General features: G+C 65.8%; 20 protein-coding genes and 2 pseudogenes. 8 read left to right on the top strand and 14 right to left on the bottom strand.

The window, feature by feature from the left end:
- Nucleotides 1–76: 76 nt before the first annotated feature.
- A complete protein-coding gene (locus tag QAR72_RS02570) occupies nucleotides 77–1,066 on the bottom strand; it encodes a siderophore-interacting protein (RefSeq protein ID WP_304615797.1) in 990 nt (329 codons plus the stop codon).
- A 150-nt stretch (nucleotides 1,067–1,216) separates the two neighbouring features.
- Between QAR72_RS02570 and speB the strand changes: the two genes are divergently transcribed.
- A complete protein-coding gene (gene speB, locus QAR72_RS02575; RefSeq protein WP_304615798.1) occupies nucleotides 1,217–2,191 on the top strand; it encodes an agmatinase in 975 nt (324 codons plus the stop codon).
- 107 nt (nucleotides 2,192–2,298) lie between these two features.
- On the opposite strand, the gene QAR72_RS02580 is transcribed toward speB, so the two are convergent.
- From QAR72_RS02580 to QAR72_RS02620, 9 genes are all read right to left on the bottom strand, one after another.
- Nucleotides 2,299–2,607, bottom strand: coding sequence for a hypothetical protein (locus QAR72_RS02580; RefSeq protein WP_304615799.1), 309 nt, complete (start codon nucleotides 2,605–2,607; stop codon nucleotides 2,299–2,301).
- A complete protein-coding gene (locus QAR72_RS02585) occupies nucleotides 2,608–3,423 on the bottom strand; it encodes a GAF domain-containing protein (protein ID WP_304615800.1) in 816 nt (271 codons plus the stop codon).
- 308 nt (nucleotides 3,424–3,731) lie between these two features.
- Entirely contained in the window at nucleotides 3,732–4,451 is a 720-nt protein-coding gene (locus tag QAR72_RS02590) for a sulfate/molybdate ABC transporter ATP-binding protein (RefSeq protein WP_304615820.1), read from the bottom strand.
- Nucleotides 4,452–4,462: 11 nt separating this feature from the next.
- Nucleotides 4,463–5,356, bottom strand: coding sequence for a sulfate ABC transporter permease subunit CysW (gene cysW, locus QAR72_RS02595; protein WP_304615801.1), 894 nt, complete (start codon nucleotides 5,354–5,356; stop codon nucleotides 4,463–4,465).
- The gene (gene cysT / locus QAR72_RS02600) at nucleotides 5,349–6,191 is read right to left on the bottom strand and encodes a sulfate ABC transporter permease subunit CysT (protein ID WP_304615802.1); all 843 of its coding nucleotides are present in this window, start codon (nucleotides 6,189–6,191) and stop codon (nucleotides 5,349–5,351) included. The genes cysW and cysT overlap by 8 nt, the downstream gene beginning before the upstream one ends.
- Before the next feature lie 7 nt (nucleotides 6,192–6,198).
- On the bottom strand, nucleotides 6,199–7,188 hold the full coding sequence (locus QAR72_RS02605) for a sulfate ABC transporter substrate-binding protein (RefSeq protein WP_304615803.1): 990 nt from the start codon (nucleotides 7,186–7,188) through the stop codon (nucleotides 6,199–6,201).
- Nucleotides 7,189–7,253: 65 nt separating this feature from the next.
- Entirely contained in the window at nucleotides 7,254–7,406 is a 153-nt protein-coding gene (locus tag QAR72_RS02610) for a hypothetical protein (protein ID WP_304615804.1), read from the bottom strand.
- Nucleotides 7,407–7,439: 33 nt separating this feature from the next.
- Nucleotides 7,440–7,655 (bottom strand): hypothetical protein, encoded by a 216-nt coding sequence (locus tag QAR72_RS02615; protein WP_304615805.1) that lies wholly within the window; start codon nucleotides 7,653–7,655, stop codon nucleotides 7,440–7,442.
- 215 nt (nucleotides 7,656–7,870) lie between these two features.
- A complete protein-coding gene (locus tag QAR72_RS02620; RefSeq protein WP_304615806.1) occupies nucleotides 7,871–8,335 on the bottom strand; it encodes an RrF2 family transcriptional regulator in 465 nt (154 codons plus the stop codon).
- A gap of 151 nt (nucleotides 8,336–8,486) precedes the next feature.
- Here QAR72_RS02620 and QAR72_RS02625 point away from each other — a divergent pair, with 151 nt between their 5' ends.
- From QAR72_RS02625 to QAR72_RS02645, 5 genes are all read left to right on the top strand, one after another.
- On the top strand, nucleotides 8,487–8,966 hold the full coding sequence (locus tag QAR72_RS02625; protein ID WP_304615807.1) for an Lrp/AsnC family transcriptional regulator: 480 nt from the start codon (nucleotides 8,487–8,489) through the stop codon (nucleotides 8,964–8,966).
- 286 nt (nucleotides 8,967–9,252) lie between these two features.
- Nucleotides 9,253–9,429 carry a hypothetical protein gene (locus QAR72_RS02630; protein ID WP_304615808.1) on the top strand — a complete coding sequence of 59 codons (177 nt, stop codon included), beginning with the start codon at nucleotides 9,253–9,255 and terminating at the stop codon, nucleotides 9,427–9,429.
- A 94-nt stretch (nucleotides 9,430–9,523) separates the two neighbouring features.
- Nucleotides 9,524–10,891: a magnesium transporter gene (gene mgtE / locus QAR72_RS02635; RefSeq protein WP_304615809.1), complete on the top strand. Its 1,368-nt coding sequence runs from the start codon at nucleotides 9,524–9,526 to the stop codon at nucleotides 10,889–10,891.
- A gap of 70 nt (nucleotides 10,892–10,961) precedes the next feature.
- Nucleotides 10,962–11,663 carry an MgtC/SapB family protein gene (locus tag QAR72_RS02640; RefSeq protein ID WP_304615810.1) on the top strand — a complete coding sequence of 234 codons (702 nt, stop codon included), beginning with the start codon at nucleotides 10,962–10,964 and terminating at the stop codon, nucleotides 11,661–11,663.
- A 117-nt stretch (nucleotides 11,664–11,780) separates the two neighbouring features.
- Complete coding sequence (locus QAR72_RS02645) at nucleotides 11,781–12,761, top strand: glycosyltransferase (RefSeq protein ID WP_304615811.1); 981 nt, start codon at nucleotides 11,781–11,783, stop codon at nucleotides 12,759–12,761.
- Nucleotides 12,762–12,803: 42 nt separating this feature from the next.
- Here the strand turns inward: QAR72_RS02645 and QAR72_RS02650 are convergent, their stop codons facing one another.
- Genes QAR72_RS02650 through QAR72_RS02660 form a run of 3 tightly spaced genes read right to left on the bottom strand, consistent with a single transcriptional unit; the run spans nucleotide 12,804 to nucleotide 16,545 of the window.
- Nucleotides 12,804–13,589: a hypothetical protein gene (locus tag QAR72_RS02650; protein ID WP_304615812.1), complete on the bottom strand. Its 786-nt coding sequence runs from the start codon at nucleotides 13,587–13,589 to the stop codon at nucleotides 12,804–12,806.
- On the bottom strand, nucleotides 13,586–15,205 hold the full coding sequence (locus QAR72_RS02655; protein ID WP_304615813.1) for a tetratricopeptide repeat protein: 1,620 nt from the start codon (nucleotides 15,203–15,205) through the stop codon (nucleotides 13,586–13,588). The genes QAR72_RS02650 and QAR72_RS02655 overlap by 4 nt, the downstream gene beginning before the upstream one ends.
- Nucleotides 15,202–16,545, bottom strand: a complete 1,344-nt coding sequence (locus tag QAR72_RS02660; RefSeq protein WP_304615814.1) for a hypothetical protein — start codon at nucleotides 16,543–16,545, stop codon at nucleotides 15,202–15,204. Before QAR72_RS02660 ends, QAR72_RS02655 begins: the two co-directional genes overlap by 4 nt.
- A gap of 250 nt (nucleotides 16,546–16,795) precedes the next feature.
- Here QAR72_RS02660 and QAR72_RS02665 point away from each other — a divergent pair, with 250 nt between their 5' ends.
- The gene (locus tag QAR72_RS02665) at nucleotides 16,796–18,778 is read left to right on the top strand and encodes an exostosin domain-containing protein (RefSeq protein ID WP_304615815.1); all 1,983 of its coding nucleotides are present in this window, start codon (nucleotides 16,796–16,798) and stop codon (nucleotides 18,776–18,778) included.
- A gap of 251 nt (nucleotides 18,779–19,029) precedes the next feature.
- Nucleotides 19,030–19,311: pseudogene (locus QAR72_RS02670) on the top strand (IS3 family transposase); the annotation flags it as partial.
- Here QAR72_RS02670 and QAR72_RS02675 read toward each other — a convergent pair.
- A pseudogene (locus QAR72_RS02675) lies at nucleotides 19,305–19,504 on the bottom strand (IS3 family transposase); the annotation flags it as partial. The pseudogenes QAR72_RS02670 and QAR72_RS02675 overlap by 7 nt on opposite strands.

The following is a 19,504-nucleotide window of genomic DNA, read 5'->3' on the forward strand; positions in this document are numbered from 1 at the left end:
AGCCTTCAGGCCCCCCATCGAGGGGGGCCTGAAGGCTGCGGGGCCCCCGAACCCCCGCCTGCGCGTGGGATCGGGGTCAGCTCCAATAGGCGGCAGCGGTGACGGATTTGCGGCCGAGCCCGCGCGCCGTCAGTTCATCGCGGGCCTGACGCGCGTCATCGGCGTGACCCGCGAACCAGACATGCGCGGCCTCGGGCAGAGGCGCGGCCCGCAGGGCGCCCAGAAGGTCCGGCACGGCCGTGATGCGCGGGTCCGACGCCAGACCAACGAGATCGGCAGAATCGACGCGAAGCCATGCCCCCAGAATACGGCTTTCGGGCGCGCAGAGCGGCTGAAGCTGCATGATCCGCCGGATCGCGGGCAGCGCCGTCTGGTCTCCGAACAGCAGGATCTGCGGGGCCTCGGGCAGCCAGCCGCCACCGGGGCCCATGATGGCGACGTCGCTACCCTCGATCCCCGACATCGCCCAGTCGCAGGTCGGGCTGCCGGGATGGCGGTAGATGTCGAAATCGAGCCAGTCGCCCTGTTGTGCGGCGACGGTGTAGACCGGGCGATGCAGGGCGTCGGCGGCCTCGGGCCAGATCGTCCGCCCCGTGGGGCCGATGCGCGGCCAGACCGGCACCCGGCCCGGCGGCGGCAGCAACAGGCGGAAATGCAGGCCCCCCTGACCGAAGCGCCCGGCTTCGGGACCGCTCAGCCGGATGCGCAGGAAACCCGGGCTGAGACGCCGGACCGAAGCCACGCGCATGACCGCGAGGCCGGGGGCGAGGGCGCCGACATCCACATGATCCCAGGCGACGCCCAGCCCGGCCTCGGCCAAAGCTTCGCTGACCATGTCCTGCAACAGCCCGATCTGGCGCCGTTCGGGGCCGTGCAGCTCGATCCGCAGGCTGTCGCGCTCCGGGATGAGGCGAAGCTCGCCGCCCCACAGGCTCCAGACCAACCGGTCGGCGGTCTCGAGAATTGGCATCTCCCACTGCGCGGCCCGCGCGCGCAAAGCGGCCGCTGCCGCGCCAGAGGGCGATGCCACCTCGCCCGACAGGCGGCATGCGAAATTGCGTGACATGATGCGATCCTCCGGAAGACGCCCCAGAAATCGGACAACCTATCAAATTTGTCAAGAATTCGCGCGGACCTGCCATCGCGCCACGACAGGGCTTGCCTCGGGCGCGGGGTCGCGGTGAAGTCGGGCCAGAGCCGACATTGAGGGAACACCATGCCGACCCATCACCAGCCCGTCGACGCCGCCGAGGTGCCGCGCTTCGCCGGCCCCGCGACCTTCATGCGCCTGCCCGCCGTCGAGGATGCGACCGGCCTCGACATCGCGCTGGTCGGCATCCCTTGGGATGGCGGCACCACCAACCGCGCGGGTGCGCGGCACGGACCGCGCGAGGTGCGCAACATGTCCAGCCTCATGCGCGGGGCCCATCACGTCTCGGGGGTGGCGCCCTACCGGATCGCCAATGTGGCCGATCTGGGCGACCTGCCGGTGAACCCGATCGACCTGCAGGACGGGATGGCGCGGATTGAGGCCGGGATGGCGCGGATCGTGGCCACCGGGGCGCTGCCGCTATCCGTCGGAGGCGACCATCTGACGACGCTGCCGGTCCTGCGCGCCGTCGCGAAAGGGCCGCGCGGGCGGGGAAAGCCGCTCGGCATGATCCAGTTCGACGCGCATTCGGACACGAATGACAGCTATTTCGGCGGCAACCGCTATACCCATGGCACACCGTTCCGCCGCGCCATCGAGGAAGGCATCCTCGATCCCCGGCGCATGGTCCAGATCGGTATCCGCGGTTCCGTCTACGATCCGGGCGAGCATGACTGGGCCAAGGCCCAGGGCATCCGCATCATCTATATCGAAGAGGTGCTGCGGCGTGGCGCGGACGATGTCATGGCCGAGGCCTGCGCGATCCTCGGCGACGAGCCGAGCTATGTCACCTTCGACATAGACGCGATCGACCCCTCGATGGCGCCGGGCACCGGCACGCCCGAAATCGGCGGCCTGTCCACGCGCGAGGCGCAGCAGATGCTGCGTCATCTCGAGGGCGTCACCATCGCGGGGGCGGACGTGGTCGAGGTCGCACCGCCCTTCGATATCGGCGGGATGACCGCGCTGGCGGGCGCGACGATGATGTTCGAACTGCTCTGCATCATGGCCGCGCAGGTCGGGCGCACGAGGCACGGCTGACGCATCCGGGCGGCCGTGCTTGCGGGCCGAGCGGCGCTGTCGCGACGGCATGCCGGAGGCCATCGTGGCGGGCCGGGCGCAGCCGCCCGGCCCTGTTGCAGAGGTCGTCAGATCGTGGTCGCAGCTTCACGGTCGAAGGTGAAGACCGCGACCGAGGCCGTCTCGGTCAGCCGCAGCGGGAATGACTTCTTGAGACTTTCCAGCGTCGCGCTCTTGCGGCGGGTGAAGTTCTTCATCTCCTCCATCGTGTCGAAGCGCACCATCACGGTGATGCTGCCCTCCTTTTCCAGCAGGATGTTCGCGCTGGCGATGTCATGGTCCGCAATGGCGCTGGCGATTTCCTCGGACAGGAAGGACACGGCGACCTTGGCTTCCGTCAGCGACGGAAACCGCAGCGTGTAGAGCTTGGTGAACAATTATCCCTCCAGCATTTCGAACATCTGGTCCAGCACCGCCTTGTCGCGCAGCGGCGAGGTGCGAACACGGAAGGACGAGGGTCCGAGACCCCTGCCCGTCTTGAGGCTGCGCCCGCTCGAGGACAGGCTGACGCCCTCGGGTCCCGTCTGGATCAGACCCGTGCCCATCAGCTGGGGATCGGGCCGGGTGACGGGATGTTCCAGACAGAGGTCCAGGAAATCGCGCGCGGCATCGACGCTTGTCACACCCGAAGCCTTCAGATCTTCGAGCACGGCCTTGGTGCGGTCGGCCAGCGCGTCCTGCTGGTCGGTCTGCAGACGGATCGAGATCGCCATCGCCTCGGCCACGCCGCGCATCAGGTCCACCTGCGCCTCGTCCAGCTTGCGCGGCTCGAAATCCACCGCGCAGAGCGTTCCCAGAACCAGACCGTCCGGCGTCACGAGGGGGAAGCCCGCCCAGAAGACCCACCACGGATCTCCGGTCACCAGTGCGTGCCGGTGGTAGATCGGATTGACGCGCAGGTCGTCGATGATGATCGGCCGCGTGTCGCGCAGCGCATACTGGCAGATCGTGTCCTCGCGCGCGACTTCGCGCCGGCCCGTCATGCAGCCGGTGAAGTTCTCGGACAGGAAGTATTGGCGCGCCTCGTCGATCAGCCCCGTATAGGCGATCGGCGTCCGCGCGATCTCCCTGAAGAGACGGGTGTAGATGTCGAACCGCGATATGTTCTCGCTGTCCATAAGTCCGCTGCGTCGCACGGCGGCAAGTCTGGCAGCCTCGTTTGCCGGGGGCAGTGCGGGTATGAATCCGGTCATTGTGACTCCTTCGTGGCGTGACAAATCGCTTTGTCGACAATTCCGACGACCGGGGCGCGCGTGGTCTTACATGCCAGATTGCCGCAGCGTCAGCCTTGAACCCGAACGGGGCGCGCAGCGCGCCGCAAACGGGTTCGCGTGACGGTGCCGTGCGATCATCCTGGCCGGTCGATGAACGGACTTTCAGCCAGCCTGCACAGGCCGCAAGGCGATTTCCCGTGGCGGCGCGCTTCAGAACGTCTGTCCCGGCGCACCAGACGCCGGGCCAGTGACGGCAAACATTTATCAGCCGGGAAAATGCCCGTCTGTCAGGCTGTTATGAAGGTTCTGACGAATTCGGTCGCGGGTTTTGCGCGGATGTCGGCGGGTTTGCCGATCTGCTCGATGCGGCCCATGGACATGACGACGACCAGATCGGCCAGCTCCATCGCCTCGTCCTGGTCGTGGGTGACGAAGACGGTGGTCAGGCCCGTCTCGTCATGGATGTCGCGCAGGCCCTGGCGCAGCTCCTTGCGGACCTTGGCGTCCAGCGCGCCGAAGGGCTCGTCCAGAAGCAGCATGCGCGGCTCGATGGCCAGGGCGCGCGCCAGGGCCACCCGCTGGCGCTGCCCGCCCGAGAGCTGGCTGGGATAGCGCGCACCGATATGGGGCAGCTGGATCAGGTCCAGGAGCTTCAGGACGCGCCGCTCGATCTCGGCCTTGGTCGGACGGGTCGCGCGCGGCCGGGCGCGCAGGCCATAGGCGATGTTCTCGAAGACCGTCATGTGCCGGAAGAGCGCGTAGGACTGGAAGACGAAGCCCGCGCGGCGGTCCTGGACGGTCAGGCCCGTCGCGTCCTGCCCGTTGAACAGCACCCGCCCCGAGCTGGGGAATTCCAGCCCGCCCAGCAGGCGCAAGAGCGTCGTCTTGCCCGAACCCGACGGCCCCAGAAGCGCCACCAGCGCGCCCGAGGGGATCGAAAGGCTGACCGGGTGCAGCGCGGTGGTGGCGCCGAATTCCTTGGCGATCTCGTCGATCTGGATATGCATGGACATGCCCCTCAATGGCGGCGGGTTGCGGCAAGCTGGTCTGCATGGCGCAGCTCCAGCACGGTTTTCAGCATCAGGGTGAAGAGGGCAAAGCCCGTCAGCAGCGCGGCCATCGAGAAGGCCGCGACCGAGAGATATTCGTTGTAGAACATCTCGATCGTGATCGGCATCGTGGCGGTCTGGCCGCGGATCTTGCCCGAGACGACGGCGACGGCCCCGAACTCGCCCATCGCGCGGGCGGTGCACAGAAGCGTGCCGTAAAGCAGCGCCCACCGGATGTTGGGCAGCGTCACGGTCAGAAAGACCCGCCAGCCCGAGGCGCCGAGCGTCAGCGCGGCCTCCTCTTCGGAGCGGCCCTGCTCGATCATCACGGGGATCAGCTCGCGCGCGACGAAGGGGAAGGTCACGAAGACGGTGGCCAGCACGATGCCGGGCACCGCGAAGACGATGGGAAAGCCGTTGGCCACCAGCCAGGCGCCCATGGCCGAGTTCGCCCCGAAGAGCAGCACGATGCACAGGCCCGCCACGACCGGGCTGACGCTGAAGGGCAGGTCGATCAGCGTGATCAGGAACGCCTTGCCGCGAAAGTCGAACTTGGTGATGAACCAGGCCGCGGCGATGCCGAAGACCGCGTTCATCGGCACGGCGATGGCGGTGATCAGCAGCGTCAGGCGGATCGCGGCCATCGCGTCGCGGCTTTGCAGGCTGGCGACGGCGGCGGCCCAGCCGCGCGCCAGCGCCTCGACGAAGACGATGACCAGCGGCGCGCCGACCAGCAGCATCAGTCCCCCCACCGCCACCGCGATCAGCACGATGCGGGCCGGGGCGGCCTCTTCGGTGGGGCGGCGGAAGGGGCGCGCGGGACGGCCTGCGCTGCGATGCAGGTTCAGGGCGGCGTCAGACATGACCGATCCTCCGGCGAGACCAGATCTGGATGAGGTTGATCGCCAGCAGCATGGCGAAGCTGATGACCAGCATGGCGATGCCGATCGCGGCGGCGGCGTCGTAATTGTATTCCTCGAGCTGGATCACGATCAGCAGGGGCGCGATCTCGGTCCGCAGCGGAATGTTGCCGGCGATGAAGATGACCGATCCGTATTCGCCCACCGCGCGGGCCAGCGCCAGGGCAAAGCCCGTCAGGGCCGCAGGCATCAGCATCGGCAGGATGACATGGCGCATCGTGTGCAGCCGCGAGGCGCCGAGCGTGGCCGAGGCTTCCTCGATCTCGGCCTCGATCTCCTCGATCACGGGCTGGACGGTGCGGGTCACGAAGGGCAGGCCCACGAAGACCAGCGCCATCCAGATCCCCCATTGCGTATAGGCGATCTGCCAGCCGATCTGGTTCGTCAGGCTGCCGAGGACACCGTTCGGGGCGTAGAGCGCGGTCAGCGCGATCCCCGCCACCGCCGTGGGCAGCGCAAAGGGCAGATCGACGGCCGCATCGATGATGCGCTTGCCCGGAAAGCGGTAGCGCACCAGCACCCAAGCCAGGATCACCCCGAAGACCAGGTTGAAGGCGGCCGCCAGAAAGGACAGCCGGAACGAGAGCCACAGCGCCGCCCAGACACGAGGGCGGTTCACGACCTCCCAGACATTGGCGGCGCCGAAGCTCGCGCCCTTGGCCAGCAGCGCCCCGAGGGGCAGGATGACGACCAGCGACAGCATGAACAGCGTGATCCCGGCCGAAAGGCCGAGACCGGGGATCGCCGTGCGCTGGATGAGGGGGGCGCGGGTGGCCATCACACCCTCACCGGACCGTGTAGATCTGGTCGAAGATCCCGCCATCGCCGAAATGCTCGGGCTGCAGCTTGGCCCAGCCGCCCAGATCGTCGATCGAGACCAGCTCCAGTTCGGGGAAGCGGGCGACGTCCTCGGGATCGGCCGCGCTGGCATCCCAGGCCCGGTAGAAATGCTTGAAGGCCAGCGCCTGCCCCTCGGGCGTGTAGAGGTAATCGAGATAGGCCTCGGCCAGGGCGCGCTGCGCGTCATTGGCCAGATTGCCGTCGACCAAGGCGACCGGAGGCTCGGCCAGGATCGACAGGCTGGGGACGACGATGTCGAAGCTGTCCTCGCCCAGCTCTTCCAGAGCCAGATAGGCCTCGTTCTCCCAGGCCAGCAGCACGTCGCCGATGCCGCGTTGGGCAAAGGTCGTGGTCGAGCCGCGCGCGCCGGTGTCCAGCACCGGCACATTGGCGAAGAGCTGGCCGACGAACTCCTTCGGGTCGCGGCCGTTCTTCTCGGCCCAGGCCCAGGCGGCCAGATAGTTCCAGCGCGCCCCGCCCGAGGTCTTGGGGTTGGGCGTGATCACCTCGACCCCCTCGCCCGTCAGATCGCCCCAATCCTGGATGCCCTTGGGATTGCCGTCGCGCACCAGGAAGACGATGGTCGATGTATAGGGGCTGGAATTGTGCGGCAGCCGCGACTGCCAATCCTCGGGCAGCTTGCCGGTATCCTGCGCAATCCGGTCGATATCGCCCGCCAGAGCCAGCGTCACGACCTGCGCGTTCAGCCCGTCGATCACCGCCCGCGCCTGCGCGCCCGAGCCGCCATGGCTGGTCTCGATCACGGGGGCCGGATTGCCCTGCGCGGTCCACCAGGCTGAGAAGGCCTCGTTGAACTCGCGGTAAAGCTCGCGCGTGGGGTCGTAGCTGACATTCAGCAGGCTCTGGGCCTGGGCCGCAGGGGCGGCCAGGATCAGGGCAAGGGCGGCGGTGCGAAGCAAGGGACGCAGAACCATGTGCTACCTCTGGAAAGAAGGGGGAAAGGCCGGGGCTGCCGCCCGCAGGCCGGTCAGATGCCGGTTCAGATGCCGGTGGGGGTCAGCCGGCCGACGGGCCAGCCCGTCAGCGTGCCGCGACCGGTCGAGATTGTGACGCGCCCGTCAGGGGCTGTGGCGACGCGCGGACCCTGAGCCGAAGAGCGGGTGCCGGTCGAGATGGTGACGATCTGCATCATGTGATCCTATCGGGTTCGGGTTGGGGTTGGGGTTCACGGCCGGGTCGAGGTCGGGACGGGCTGGATGCGGGCCGTCCAGACGCGGGGATCGCGTCCGGCCAGAAGCTCGGCCGCGGCGGTGTCGGGATCGCGGCTCAGCGCCACCAGCGCGGCGCCGTTCACCCGGTGCGGGCGCCCGGTGCGCCGGTCGATCAGCGTGATCGCGCAGAGCGTGGCGCGGGCCTGTGCAGGAAGTCGGGTCGAGGTCATCGGGTCTTCCTTTCGTCTCGGGCCGGATGCGGCGTTTTCCATACCCGTAATAACGACAGAGAAAGTCGTCTTTGGCAACGGAAGAAACACGCCTATTTTGGTCGTCATTGTAGATGATTATTCTACGACAGCCCGCCGCCCCGCCGGGCAAGGCAAGCCGGTGCAATGCGGGTGGACAGGCCGAGGCGCCGGATCCGCCCGTCAGGGATGCAGGCTCAGAGGCTGCCGCTGTCCTGAAGCAGGCTGCCCGCCACCTCGTCCGAGCCCAGCATGTCGGCGAGGCTCAGCGATTCGATCAGGATCAGGTAGGACCAGAACACTTCGGAAAAGACCCGCCGCAGCCGGCAGCTGGCCTCGTCGGTGCAATCCTCGCAGCGCTGATAGGCGCGTCGCGACAGACAGGGCAGCGGCGCGATCGGCCCGTCGATCAGCCGCAGCAATTCCGAGATCGAGACCTCTTCGGGCCGCTTGATCAGCGTGTAGCCCCCTGCCCGGCCCCGGATCGAGGCCACGATCCCGGCATTGCGGATCTCGAGCAGGATCTGTTCCAGAAACCGCTTGGGTGTTCCCGAGCGGCGGGCGATCTCTTCGATGGTCAGTGCCTCGGGCTTCTCGCGACGCGCCTCGTCGCCCAGGACCAGCAGCGATTTCAGCGCGTATTTCATCTTCTGCGTGATCATGACCGGGCCCCCTGCGCTATCGTCCTGCGGGTATAACGCAGTGCGCAGGAACCGAAAAGAAAAGACGACCCGCAAATGCGGGATTATTAACACGATAAAGCCGCTAGACTTTAAGTCTCTTCCTGTCATCCTGTGCGGGAAAGGAATCGCCATGACCTATCCGACGCTGGACCTGATCGACCGCAAGATCGTCGCCGCCCTGATGGACGACGCCACCACGCCGATTGCCCAGATCGCCGACAAGGTGGGCCTGTCGCAGACGCCTTGCTGGAAGCGCATCCAGAAGCTGGAAGCCTCGGGCGTGATCCGGAAGCGCGTGGCGCTGGCCGATCCGGCGATGCTTGGCCTTGCCCTGACTGTCTTCGTGGGCATCGAGGCCCCCGACCACACCGCCGAATGGCGCGAGGCCTTTGCACGGGCGCTGGACCGCCTGCCGCAGGTCATGGAGGCCTGGCGGATGGCCGGCGACGTCGATTACCTGCTGCGCGTCGCCGTGGCCGACATGGCGGACTACGACGCCTTTTACCGCGCCCTGACCGATGCCGTTCCCATCAAGAACGTCACCTCGCAATTCGCCATGGAACGGCTCCGGCATACGACGGCCTATCCGATCAACACGAGAGACAGGTAGCCGCCCGGGCCGCGACCGGCGTGCCGCCATGTCCCCGCAGGGGCGGCATTTGCGGTTGACCTTGCGCCGGATCGTCCCTAACTGCCAGATCGCAGCCCTCGTGCTGCGCTTCGTCAACCACAGAGAGTCCGATGGACCATTGCTCTAGTAGCGGTCCGGCCTCTGCCCTTGCAGACCGGCCGGGCCAGATCACAACCCGCTGCCCTCGGGGTCTGCCGGTTGGCGTGCTGACGCGTTCCTGACGCGCCCCGCCTCCGTCCAGCCCTGTGGGCCGATGGAGGCAAACATGACCCTTCTTCGCATCCTCTCGCCGCGGGCGCGCGGCGTCCTGCTGAACTGGCATCCTCATCCCGTCACCCGAAGGCTGGCGGCCGCATGGTCGCGCCCGGCGCCGCCTGACCCGCTGGAGGTCCGCATCGCGCAGGCCATCCGGCAGCATCGGGCGCTGCGACGCGCGGCCTGATCGCGCCCGACCGCTCGGCCCCGCGCGGGGCCGCCATTCCAGGTGACAGAACCCCCGCGTCCCCATGACGGGACCGGGACGAGAGGAGATCGCCATGACGATCACGAACCAAGCTCTGCGGAGCTGGCTGGCCGCCGATGACCAGGGCTCGCTGCGTGCCGCCCTGCGGCCCATGCACCCCGCCGACATCGCCAACGAGATCGGCGACATGTCCCCCGCCGAGGCCGCGCGGCTGCTGCGGCTGCTGCCCGCCGACCGGCAGGGCATCGTCTTCGGCTATTTCGACGCGCCCTTCCAGATCGCGCTGGCCCGGACGATGCCGCGCCCCGATCTGGCGCAGGTCGTCGCCGCCATGAGCCATGACGAGCGCGCCGACCTGTGGAAGCGCCTTGATCCTGCGGCGCGCGATGCGCTGATGCCGGGCCTCGCCCAAGCCGAGCGCGAGGATATCCGCCGCCTCGCCGCCTATCCCGAAGGCACGGCGGGGGCGCTGATGACCTCGGATTACGCCACGCTTGCCCCGGGCGAGACGGTTCGCGAGGCGATCGCCCATCTGCGCGCCGAGGCGCCTGATGCCGAGACGATCTACACCGCCTATGTCGTCGATGACGAGCGGCGCCTGCTGGGCGTCGTCACCCTGCGCGACCTGATCCTCGCCGAGGAATCAGCGCTGATCGCGGATCTGATGCAGGCCGATCCGGCCCGCGCCAGTGTCGAGGAACGCAAGGAGATCGTCGCCGAGAAGATCGCCACATATGACGTGCTGGCCCTGCCCGTCGTCACGGCAGGCAACCGGCTGGTCGGGATCGTCACCGTCGACGACGCCTTCGACGTGGCGCGCGAGGAACGGGGCCGCCGCCTGACCCAGTTCGGCGCGGCGGCGCCCATCGGGGGGCCCGACCTGGACCTGAGGGAATCGGGCTTCGGGCAGATGCTGCGGGTGCGCGGCTTCTGGCTGGCGCTGCTGGTCGTGTTCGGGGTCGTCGCCTCGACCTTCGTGGCCGCGCAGGAGGAGCTATTGTCCGAGGTCATCATCCTGGCGGCCTTCATCGCGCCCATCGTGGATATGGGCGGCAATACCGGCAGCCAATCCGCCACGCTGGTGATCCGCGGCATGGCGCTTGGCCAGGTGCGTCCGCGCTGGAAGGACATCGCGTTTGTCCTGCGTCGCGAATTGCCCGTGGCGCTGTCCCTCGGCATCTTCATCGCGCTGCTCGAGGCGGTGCTGGCGTGGTTCTCCAAGGGGGTGGGGGGCGACGTGCTGATGGTGGTGGGGCTGTCGATGCTGGCCTGCACGGTGCTGGGGGCGATGATCGGGGCGCTTCTGCCCTTTGTCGCGCGCCGGATGGGGACCGACCCGGCGACGCTGTCCTCGCCCATGATCACCTCGATCATGGATCTGCTGGGCGTGTTCATCTATTTCGGCCTCGCCTATGCCTTCCTCGGCCACCTGCTGACCTGACCCGACGCAGGCGGACGGCCCGTCACCGGGCCGTCACATCCCTGCCCTATGCGGACGGAAAGGAGGCGCCATGCCCATCGCAGCCGAGATCGCGATCCTGAACCTTGCCACGGCACTGGCGCTTGGCGCCGCCATCGGATTCGAGCGGCAATGGCGCCAGCGCCTTGCCGGCCTGCGCACGAACACGCTGGTCGCGCTTGGCGCGGCCAGTTTCACCGTCTTTGCCGCCAGCTTTCCCGGAGAGGTCAGCCCGACCCGCGTCGCAGCGCAGGTCGTGTCCGGCATCGGATTTCTGGGCGCTGGCATCATCTTCCGCGAGGGCTTCAACGTCCGCGGCCTGAACACCGCCGCCACCCTTTGGTGCGCGGCGGCGATCGGGCTGCTGGCCGGGGCGGGCCAGCATCTGCTGGCGGCGGCGGTCACCGGCATGGTGATCTTCGTCAATCTGGCGCTGCGCCCCCTGTCGCGGCTGCTGGACCGCCAGCCGATCCGCACCACCGAATTGTCGCATCACTTCGTGGTCGAGATCGTGTGCCGCGCCTCGGCCGAGGCCCATGTCCGCGCGCTGATGCTGCAGGGTTTTGCAGGCGCCGGGCTGCACCTGTCGTCGCTGGAAAGCACCAATATCGAGGACAGCGACCGGGTCGAGATCGCCTCGGAGGTTCATGCCGAGGGCGTGAAACCCACTGTTCTGGAACAGATCGTCGGCCGCCTGAGCCTCGAGCCCATGGTGACGGCCGCGCGGTGGCGCAGCGAGGATCGGGCGGACTGACCGCAGCGATTCCTCCCAAGGGCATGGGCTGATGGAATGCGACCTATCCGAAGAATGGACCCGGCACGGCGAATGCGTTAGCCAGTCCCAACAGAAGCAGACAGCCGGAAATTCAACATGACGGATCGCAGCCACGCCATACAGACATTCTCGCCCGGCTATGTCTGGCCGAACCCGGCATTCCCGTTCAGGCTCTATCTCGATGACCCGCGCTGCCGGATTTTTCTTCTCGAGAACCTGACCCATAACTGGGACTGGATGGCGAAGTGGCATCAGGGCATCCGAAAGACCGATTTCTTCCTTGTCCAACCCGGCTGGGCGGCAGATGCCTATCTCGTCCGAAAGGGGCGCGAGATGATCGATGCGCTCGGCCTCGACATCGGGAACTTCTACATCCTGTGCAATGAGGAGCAGGAAGTCGAGTTGTTCACCCAGCACGGTTTCGCCTGCGACGTCATCAATCAAAATGCCTGGCTTGAAGAAAACGGGGTCATGAAGATCCTTCCCGAGACCAAGCGCTATGACGCGGTCTATGTCGGACGCCTCGCCCCGTTCAAGCGTCACGAACTGGCGGCTAAGGTCGCAAACCTTGCGCTGGTGGCCGGTCATGATGATTGGTCAAAGGCCAAGAACGAGGCGCCCCCGCACGCCTACCTGAACGAGGCGCCGCTGACGCGCGACAAGGTCGCCGAAGTGATCAACCGCAGCTGCGCAGGGCTGATCCTGTCGGCCAAAGAGGGCGCCTGCTACGCGTCCAGCGAGTATCTCCTCTGTGGTGTGCCAGTCGTCTCGACGCGTTCCGTCGGCGGGCGCCACGTCTGGTACAATGACATCAATTCCCTGATCGTCGATGACCATCCCGACGCCGTTGCCGAGGGCGTCCGGCATTTCGTCGACAACCCGCCTGACCCGCAGGTCATCCGTCAGATGCATATCGATCAGGCCGAGGTCTACCGGCAGAAATTCATCGCGGTTCTGCAGGACGTCCTGAACAGGTTCGATGCGGGCGATATCGACGCGGCGTCCTATTTCCGCACCCATTTCTTCGAGAAGATGCGCAAGAGCCAGCGGCCCGATTTCCCCGCGATCTTCGGCTGATCCGAAGCGACGGCGGGCGGTCGCGACGCAGCGGGGCGGGACCTATTCCGCCTCCAACGAGGCCCCACCCCGCAAGAGACGCGTCTTGACCCTCCGCATTGGCCGCGTGATCCGCCACGAGGTCGAACGCAGGACGTCGTCCAGCTTGCGCTCGGTCTCGGCAAGCCGCGCCGCCAGGATGTCGCGTTCGACCTCCAAAGCATCGACTCTCCGACACTGATCGAGGTGGAGCGAAACTTGCTTGAGCAGCAGCGCGATCTGGGCGTCCGCAGAAGCATTCTGTCCATCCCCCTCCGTCTCACCAAATGGAAGGATGGCGCCTGCATCGTGGCACGGCGTGATGCTGGCAGACAGCAACTCGACCAACGGCGCCGTGACGTCGCGCATCTGGCGCAAGAGCATCTGCGCCAGAACGGTCGTCAGCTGCGCCGGAACAGGCGCGAGACCGGTTCTGGCCACCGGACGCGGCAGATCCAGCCGCAACCGCAGCGGCTCGAGAAGGGCATCGGGTGTTTCCGCGCCTAGCAGGCGCGCGTCCACCAGGACGAGGCGGCGACGGTTCGCGCGGTGCAGCGCGAGGATCGCGCGCGCATTTCCGGCCCAGGCTCGGGCGACGGGTCGGGGATCACGCCCGTCCTGCAGCGCCCGCGCGACCAGCTGCACCGGGTCCGCCCAGAGGATGCCGATCGTGCCAGACGTCTTTTCGGCAAGAGCTTTGGTCACAGCTTCGGGGCGGAACTGCTCGATTACCGCACCTGCCGTGACAAGGGCGGCATTCGCGGCGGCGTCAACCTTCGGCAGCGAGAAGACCGTGACGTAGCTGCTCATGCTTGGGAACCTTGCGTGGTGGGATATGGTGGCAACGACTGTCGGCGCGTGGCAGATGCGCGGGCAAATGTGCCGGTGACATCCTCCACGCACAACCTTTCGGCCGCTGCCTCGAAAGCCGGACGCGCGACCTCGAGCGCGGCAGAAATCTGTTGAGTCGGGCCGACAAACGCATCCTGCCTGGGGCGGAATGGGGCGGATCGCGCAGCGCCGTAAGCTTCCAGCCTCTGGCGCTGGCCCTTGCCCAGACGTGCCTCGAAGCCGCCAATCAGCGACGCCACGCGGTCCGGCACCTCATCATAGGCGACGACCTCCTGAAAGGGTCCGATGCGTCGGTTGGTGTCCGTGACCCACTTGCGCGCAAATCCTGCCAGATATCGCGCCTTGGGTGCGATCCAGCGCTCGACGGACTGAGGTGCGCAATCCAGCGCGACCTGATCGAGCCTTTGATAGGCGGCCTTCAGCAATGACCTGTTGTGCCGGTAGAACAACGAAACCGGGTTTATGCCGACTTCTTCCAGGACCTTCCGATGCCGCGCCAACAGGTCAAGCGTCCACCAGGATGTCAGGATGAAGAGCGGGTCGCGCACAAGGATGAGCCGCCTCAGCGACGGCCCCGGCGCGTGACACGGATCGGCAAGGTCGAAATCATGCGACTTGGTCAAGCGCAGATGCAAACGACCCTCGGTCGGCGCAGGCATGAAGCAGCCGTGCGCGCAAGGCATGAACCGACAGCAGCCTGGCTCCTGATACCATTCACAAAAGCTCGAATCCTCGCCCATCACGGTGGCAACGGCGCGTTCAGCATAATGCAGCCCGGCCCTGGGCATGGATTTCAACTCGACGACGACAACGTCGCTCTGCGCCTTCAGCCACCTGTCCGCATCGGCAGAATAACGCGGGTTGCGATCCGGATGGAGTGCGATGGCGGGGGCGGCGCCGGCCATCGATCCAGTATTGCCGCGCCGTGCTTCGCCGCCCTCGGACGGAGGCAGGCTCAACGACACCGTCTGGCTTCGTGCAGATTCCTCGACGCGTTCGCGCAACCAAGCCAGTTCGCGGGAGAGATCCTCGATCGTGACGGTGGTCGCGGTATCCTTCATTTGGGCCTGCAAGCTTTCGTCAAAGGCCGCCACCGCCTCGGCAATCAGCCCCAGATTGCCCATTTCATGCAGCTGCCTCGTCTGCGCCAGGCGCCTGACGTCTGCCCGCGGCTCGACAAGCTCGATGGCGGATTCGAAATGCTCGCGCGCCCGTTCACCCTCCGCCAGGCAAAGCGACATTCGCCCGAGGGAATTGGTGACAGCCGACAGAAGGAGCCGCGCCGCCTGACGAGGATCGGCGCCCCAAGAGACAGCTTTCTGCGCCAGGTCGCGCGCCATGTCCTCGCGACCCAGATGCTGATGCGCGACGGAGACCAGCAGCGCGATGACCGCACGATCACGGTCTTGCTCCAGACGCTTCGTATCCAGCGCAGCCAGTTCATGCCAAGCCCCCTGCTGCCAGCGGGTGCGGCATCGTTCGACGAGGCTTTCGTCCGACATCGGCAGCAGATCAACCTCGACCGGGATCACGTCGCGCACACTTTGGTGCGTCTTGTCACGCTTCTTCTTCACCCGACTTCTCGTAGCAGCAGATCACGGATCAGCCTGACCTGTCCCTCGGCGCGGCGCAGCTCGTCGCGGGCCATTTCGAGCTGCCGGGTGAGCGTCTCGTTCTGCTCGGTCACCGCAGCCAAGCGATCCAGAGAAGCGTCTCGTTCCCCGACAAGCTGGGCATGACGCTCATCATCTGCGCCAGTTGTCCGACCGGCGAGGCTACCCCCCTTGGCCGGAGGGGCCTCAAGCATCGCGATAAGCCGTGCCTGATCCTCGATCTTGGCGCGCAGTGCACTAGTGTCCTCGTCGAGATCGACGATACGCGCTTCGAGAATCTGCTTTTCGCTCAGCGTCGCCTCGTGCTGGGCGGCAAGCTCTGCAATAAGCCTTGCCTGATCCTCGATCTTGGCGCGCAGCGCACTAGTGTCCTCGCCGAGATCGACGATACGCGCTTCGAGAATCTGCTTTTCGCTAAGCGTCGCCTCGTGTTGGGCGGCAAGCTGTTCAGCCTCGGCCCGAAGCGCTTCCAGAGCCGAACCAGCCTCGTTCGCATTCGCAACACTCTTCGCCAGCACAGCCTCCAGAGAGACGATCATCTTTGCCTGATCGTCAGCCTTGGCACGAAGGGCGTTGTTGTCCTCGCCAAGATCCACGATCCGGGCCTCCAGGATCGCGATCTTTTCAAGCCGCGCCTGTGCAGACAGGTGAATGTCGGAGGTCGAACCTTCTGGCGAAGAGCGGCCCGGCGCGCTGAACAGAAGCTCGGGGAAATCCGGATCGGAAAGGTCGCGTCCGCCAAGCGTCAGGCGGCCTTCCGCCGCGACCCTCTCAAGCGAAGCGACATCCAGCGCGCCCTCGAACCATCGTTCGGTCCCGCCACGCAGCCAGATATTGGCCAGCCGCTCTGTCGCTCCTGAGGACAGAAGCTGCGAGAGGATCTCGGCCTCGGAGCCCGGCATGTCGATCCACAGCGACAAAGGATCAGGCAGTGGCGCAAGTTCGGCCAGAAGCTCGTCCATCCTCCAAAGCCGCGTTGGCCGCTTGCCGAGGACGAGAAGGTTGGGGAAAAGCTGAAGAAGTGCGGCGCTCGGCTTGTGCGCACTCTGCAAATCAGCTGCGCCCCAGCACGTAACCTCACCTTGGCCGGATTGTTTTGCGATCCAGCCATCCAGCAGCGTCGTCGCCTCGCTGCCCGTGATCAACCAGCCCGGCGGAGGGCAGTCTGATGAACCGAGCCCGGGGCTCAGGATGACGGCGTGTTCCGGGCGGCGGCCGAGGCGACGCAGGCGCGCCTCGTGCAGGGTCCTCGAGCCTGCGCCCAACACGATGATCGTGCCTTGCTCCGTCAAGATCGTCATGCCGTCCCTTCCGATGGACCGGGCCGTGTTGGCTGCTCGGCGCCGTCGAACAGCCTTTAGCAGAACACATCAGCGCGGCGCAACAAGCCGTCCTTTGGCGCAGCGCCATGCGGCATCTACCGCATCAGGTCTGGACATTTTCCAGCTCCGCCCCGACAATAACGTACATATTTGAGTTCGTGGCGCCGCGCACAATGTGGTGCCGCGGCAAGACTGCTTTCTCGGATCGGGCATAACGAGATACAGAACAATGGCGAATGAAGATTATCGGCATCACGAGAAGCTTGGCGATGCCTACCGGTCCGAAGGCGCATTCGACCAAGCCGACGCAGCCTATGCGCGGGCTTTGGAACTGCGGCCGGATGCCAGCTGGATCGCGCATAAGCGGGCTAGGCTGGGACCGTTGCCGGATCTGGGCGATCCGCTGGCGCGCATAACGCTCTTCGTTCCCTACTACACTCCGCGCGATCCCGAACGCGCCGAGGAGTTGCGCCGCTGCCTGGACATGAACCTCGACAGCGGGTTGTTCAGCCGCGTCGTTTTGCTGGTCGATGACGAAACGGTGCCTCATCGCGATGACGGCGTGCTGCAATTGATCCGGCTCGGCAAGCGGCCCGGATATCTGGACTGGGTGCTGGCGGCCGAGCGGCTCTGCCCCGGCCAGATCGCGCTTCTGGCCAACAGCGACATCTATTTCGACAGCACCATCACCGGGCTCTGCACGATCTTTCGCCAAGACCTCAACGCCTTCGTGGCGCTCAGCCGGTTTGACCGACAGGGCGAGGAGGAAGTTCCTCATCCGAACCCGCACTGGTCGCAGGACAGCTGGGCTTTCGTGCCATCTGCGGATACGGCTGACCGCCTGTCGCGTCGCGTGGATATCCCCCTCGGGGTTCCGCGTTGCGACAACCGCATCGCCTATGTCTTTGCAACCGAAGGTTACACCGTCTACAACCCATTCCCCTTTATCCGCTCCGTTCATCTGCACGAAACCGGCTTGCGGTATTACAGCAAGAAGGGCGACCGTAATCTCATCGGTGGCATGGCGATGGTGAAGCCCGGCGCGGACCTGACTATGCCAGCACGTCTTTCGATCGAGTTGTGGTCTGAGCGCAGCGACCAGATCGACGAGTTCAAGGTGAACCGAACGCTGGAGAAATGGTCCAAGGAAGAGGTTCTCCGCCGCAAACCCCGACCGGCCTGGCTGGCCCATGATGCGGACTGGCAGTATCCCGCCATCACCGAGCAGCACGCATTCGGGCGCATGCGCGCTCTGCTGCCCGGACAACACGAGCTTTACGAGACCGTTTATCTGGGCTTCCCCTTCGCCACATTGATCGACTTTCTTGCGCAACTAGGCCCAGATCATCCAAAGACCCGGGCAATGCTGGCCGCGCTTGACTCGATGCGCGAGCCTCTCTCGGCGTATGATCGCGTCGTGACGGTCGCTCAACATATCAGGTCGCGGCAGTTCGGTCAGGTCTTTGCACGCGCAGGTGTCACCGACCTGTTCTGGTCGCATATGACCGATGACGGCGGCCCGTTCGAGGCCGCGCCGGCGATGCGGCTGCATCCCTTCCCGCTCTATCCCGTGCAGCAGCTTCGTCGGGGCGCCGACGATCTCGACCGTCCGCGCAAATGGCTGTTCTCGTTCGTCGGTGCGCGCGCCCAGAAGAACTATCTGACGCAAGTGCGCACCTACATCATTGAGCAGCTTGCGAATCACCCTCGGGGGCGTGTGATCGACCGCGAGAGTTGGCATTATGAACGTGTTGTATACCACAAGCAGGTCCTGGATCGGAGGCTCGAGGGCGCCCTTGTCGATGACAGAACGTCCTCGGACTTCAAGGAGATGATGGATCAGAGCGTTTTTACCCTCTGCCCGTCGGGATCGGGGCCAAATTCGATACGCCTGTGGGAGGCGATAATAAACGGCTCGATACCCGTGATCCTCGCGGATGGCTGGTCGGCACCGGGTGATCCGGACCTCTGGAATGCGGCAACGCTGCGCGTTCCGGAAACGCCTGCCGCCGTCGCGGATCTGCCGCGTCTTCTCGAAACCATCGCCGGCGATCAGGCAAGACTACGCGCAATGCGCAAAGGCCTTCTGCAACTGGCCTTGCGCTATGGTCCCGATGGGTTTGTCGGCGACGTGCATCGGCTTGTCACCGGTGCTGACATGAGCAACGTGCCGTCGCTTCCTTCAGTCGTCCTCGACTCCAGCGCCGCCTGAACAGGTGACAACGCGCGAGCCAACGGGATTTGTGGACCGAGCGATTAGAGTCGTCGTGTTTTTCGGGTAGTCATTCCGTATCCCGAAAAATCCATCAATTCTTGTAGAGGCAGGATGGCGAAGCTTCCGCGGCGGACCTCCGCTTGACCGTCGGGTAATCCTCCCCATGGTTAAGGGGAAGCGGAAGTAGAATTTTCTCGGCAGGATGGACGAGGAGATTCCGGTGAACCCGTCCGAGGAAACCGCGAACGGCCCTTGAGGATGAGAACCAGCGACTGAAACGCGTGTTCGCCGATCTCAATATGCAGGCCGATCTGCTGCGAGAGGCGCTTGGAAAAAAGTGACGCGGGCAGCTACGCCAAGGAGTTGGCCGAGAATGCGGTGGCGGCGAAGGGGGTCAGCATTGCGCTGGCCTGCCGGGCGTTCGGGGTCAGCGAGACCTGCTTCCGCTCCAGCCTAAGCGCGACGAAGGGAACGAGATGATCGCAGACCCGCTGGTCGGGCTAACCAATGTCCACAACGTTTGGGCGTTCACCACGGCGCGCCAGGCGATGGTCTCGCGGTCATGCGCGTCGATGATGAAGGCACCGCGGACGATGTCGCCGTTCCGAGCCAGATGAACTCGAACCCATCTGAACACCAGCGCAGGTTCGAGCGCAGGACAATGACTTTCCCGTCGTGGACATGCTCGGGCCGCTCCGTGTATTTCCGAGCGAGCAGCAGGCT

The sequence above is a fragment of the Paracoccus sp. (in: a-proteobacteria) genome (genome assembly GCF_030604785.1).
In the GTDB taxonomy this organism is placed as follows: domain Bacteria; phylum Pseudomonadota; class Alphaproteobacteria; order Rhodobacterales; family Rhodobacteraceae; genus Paracoccus.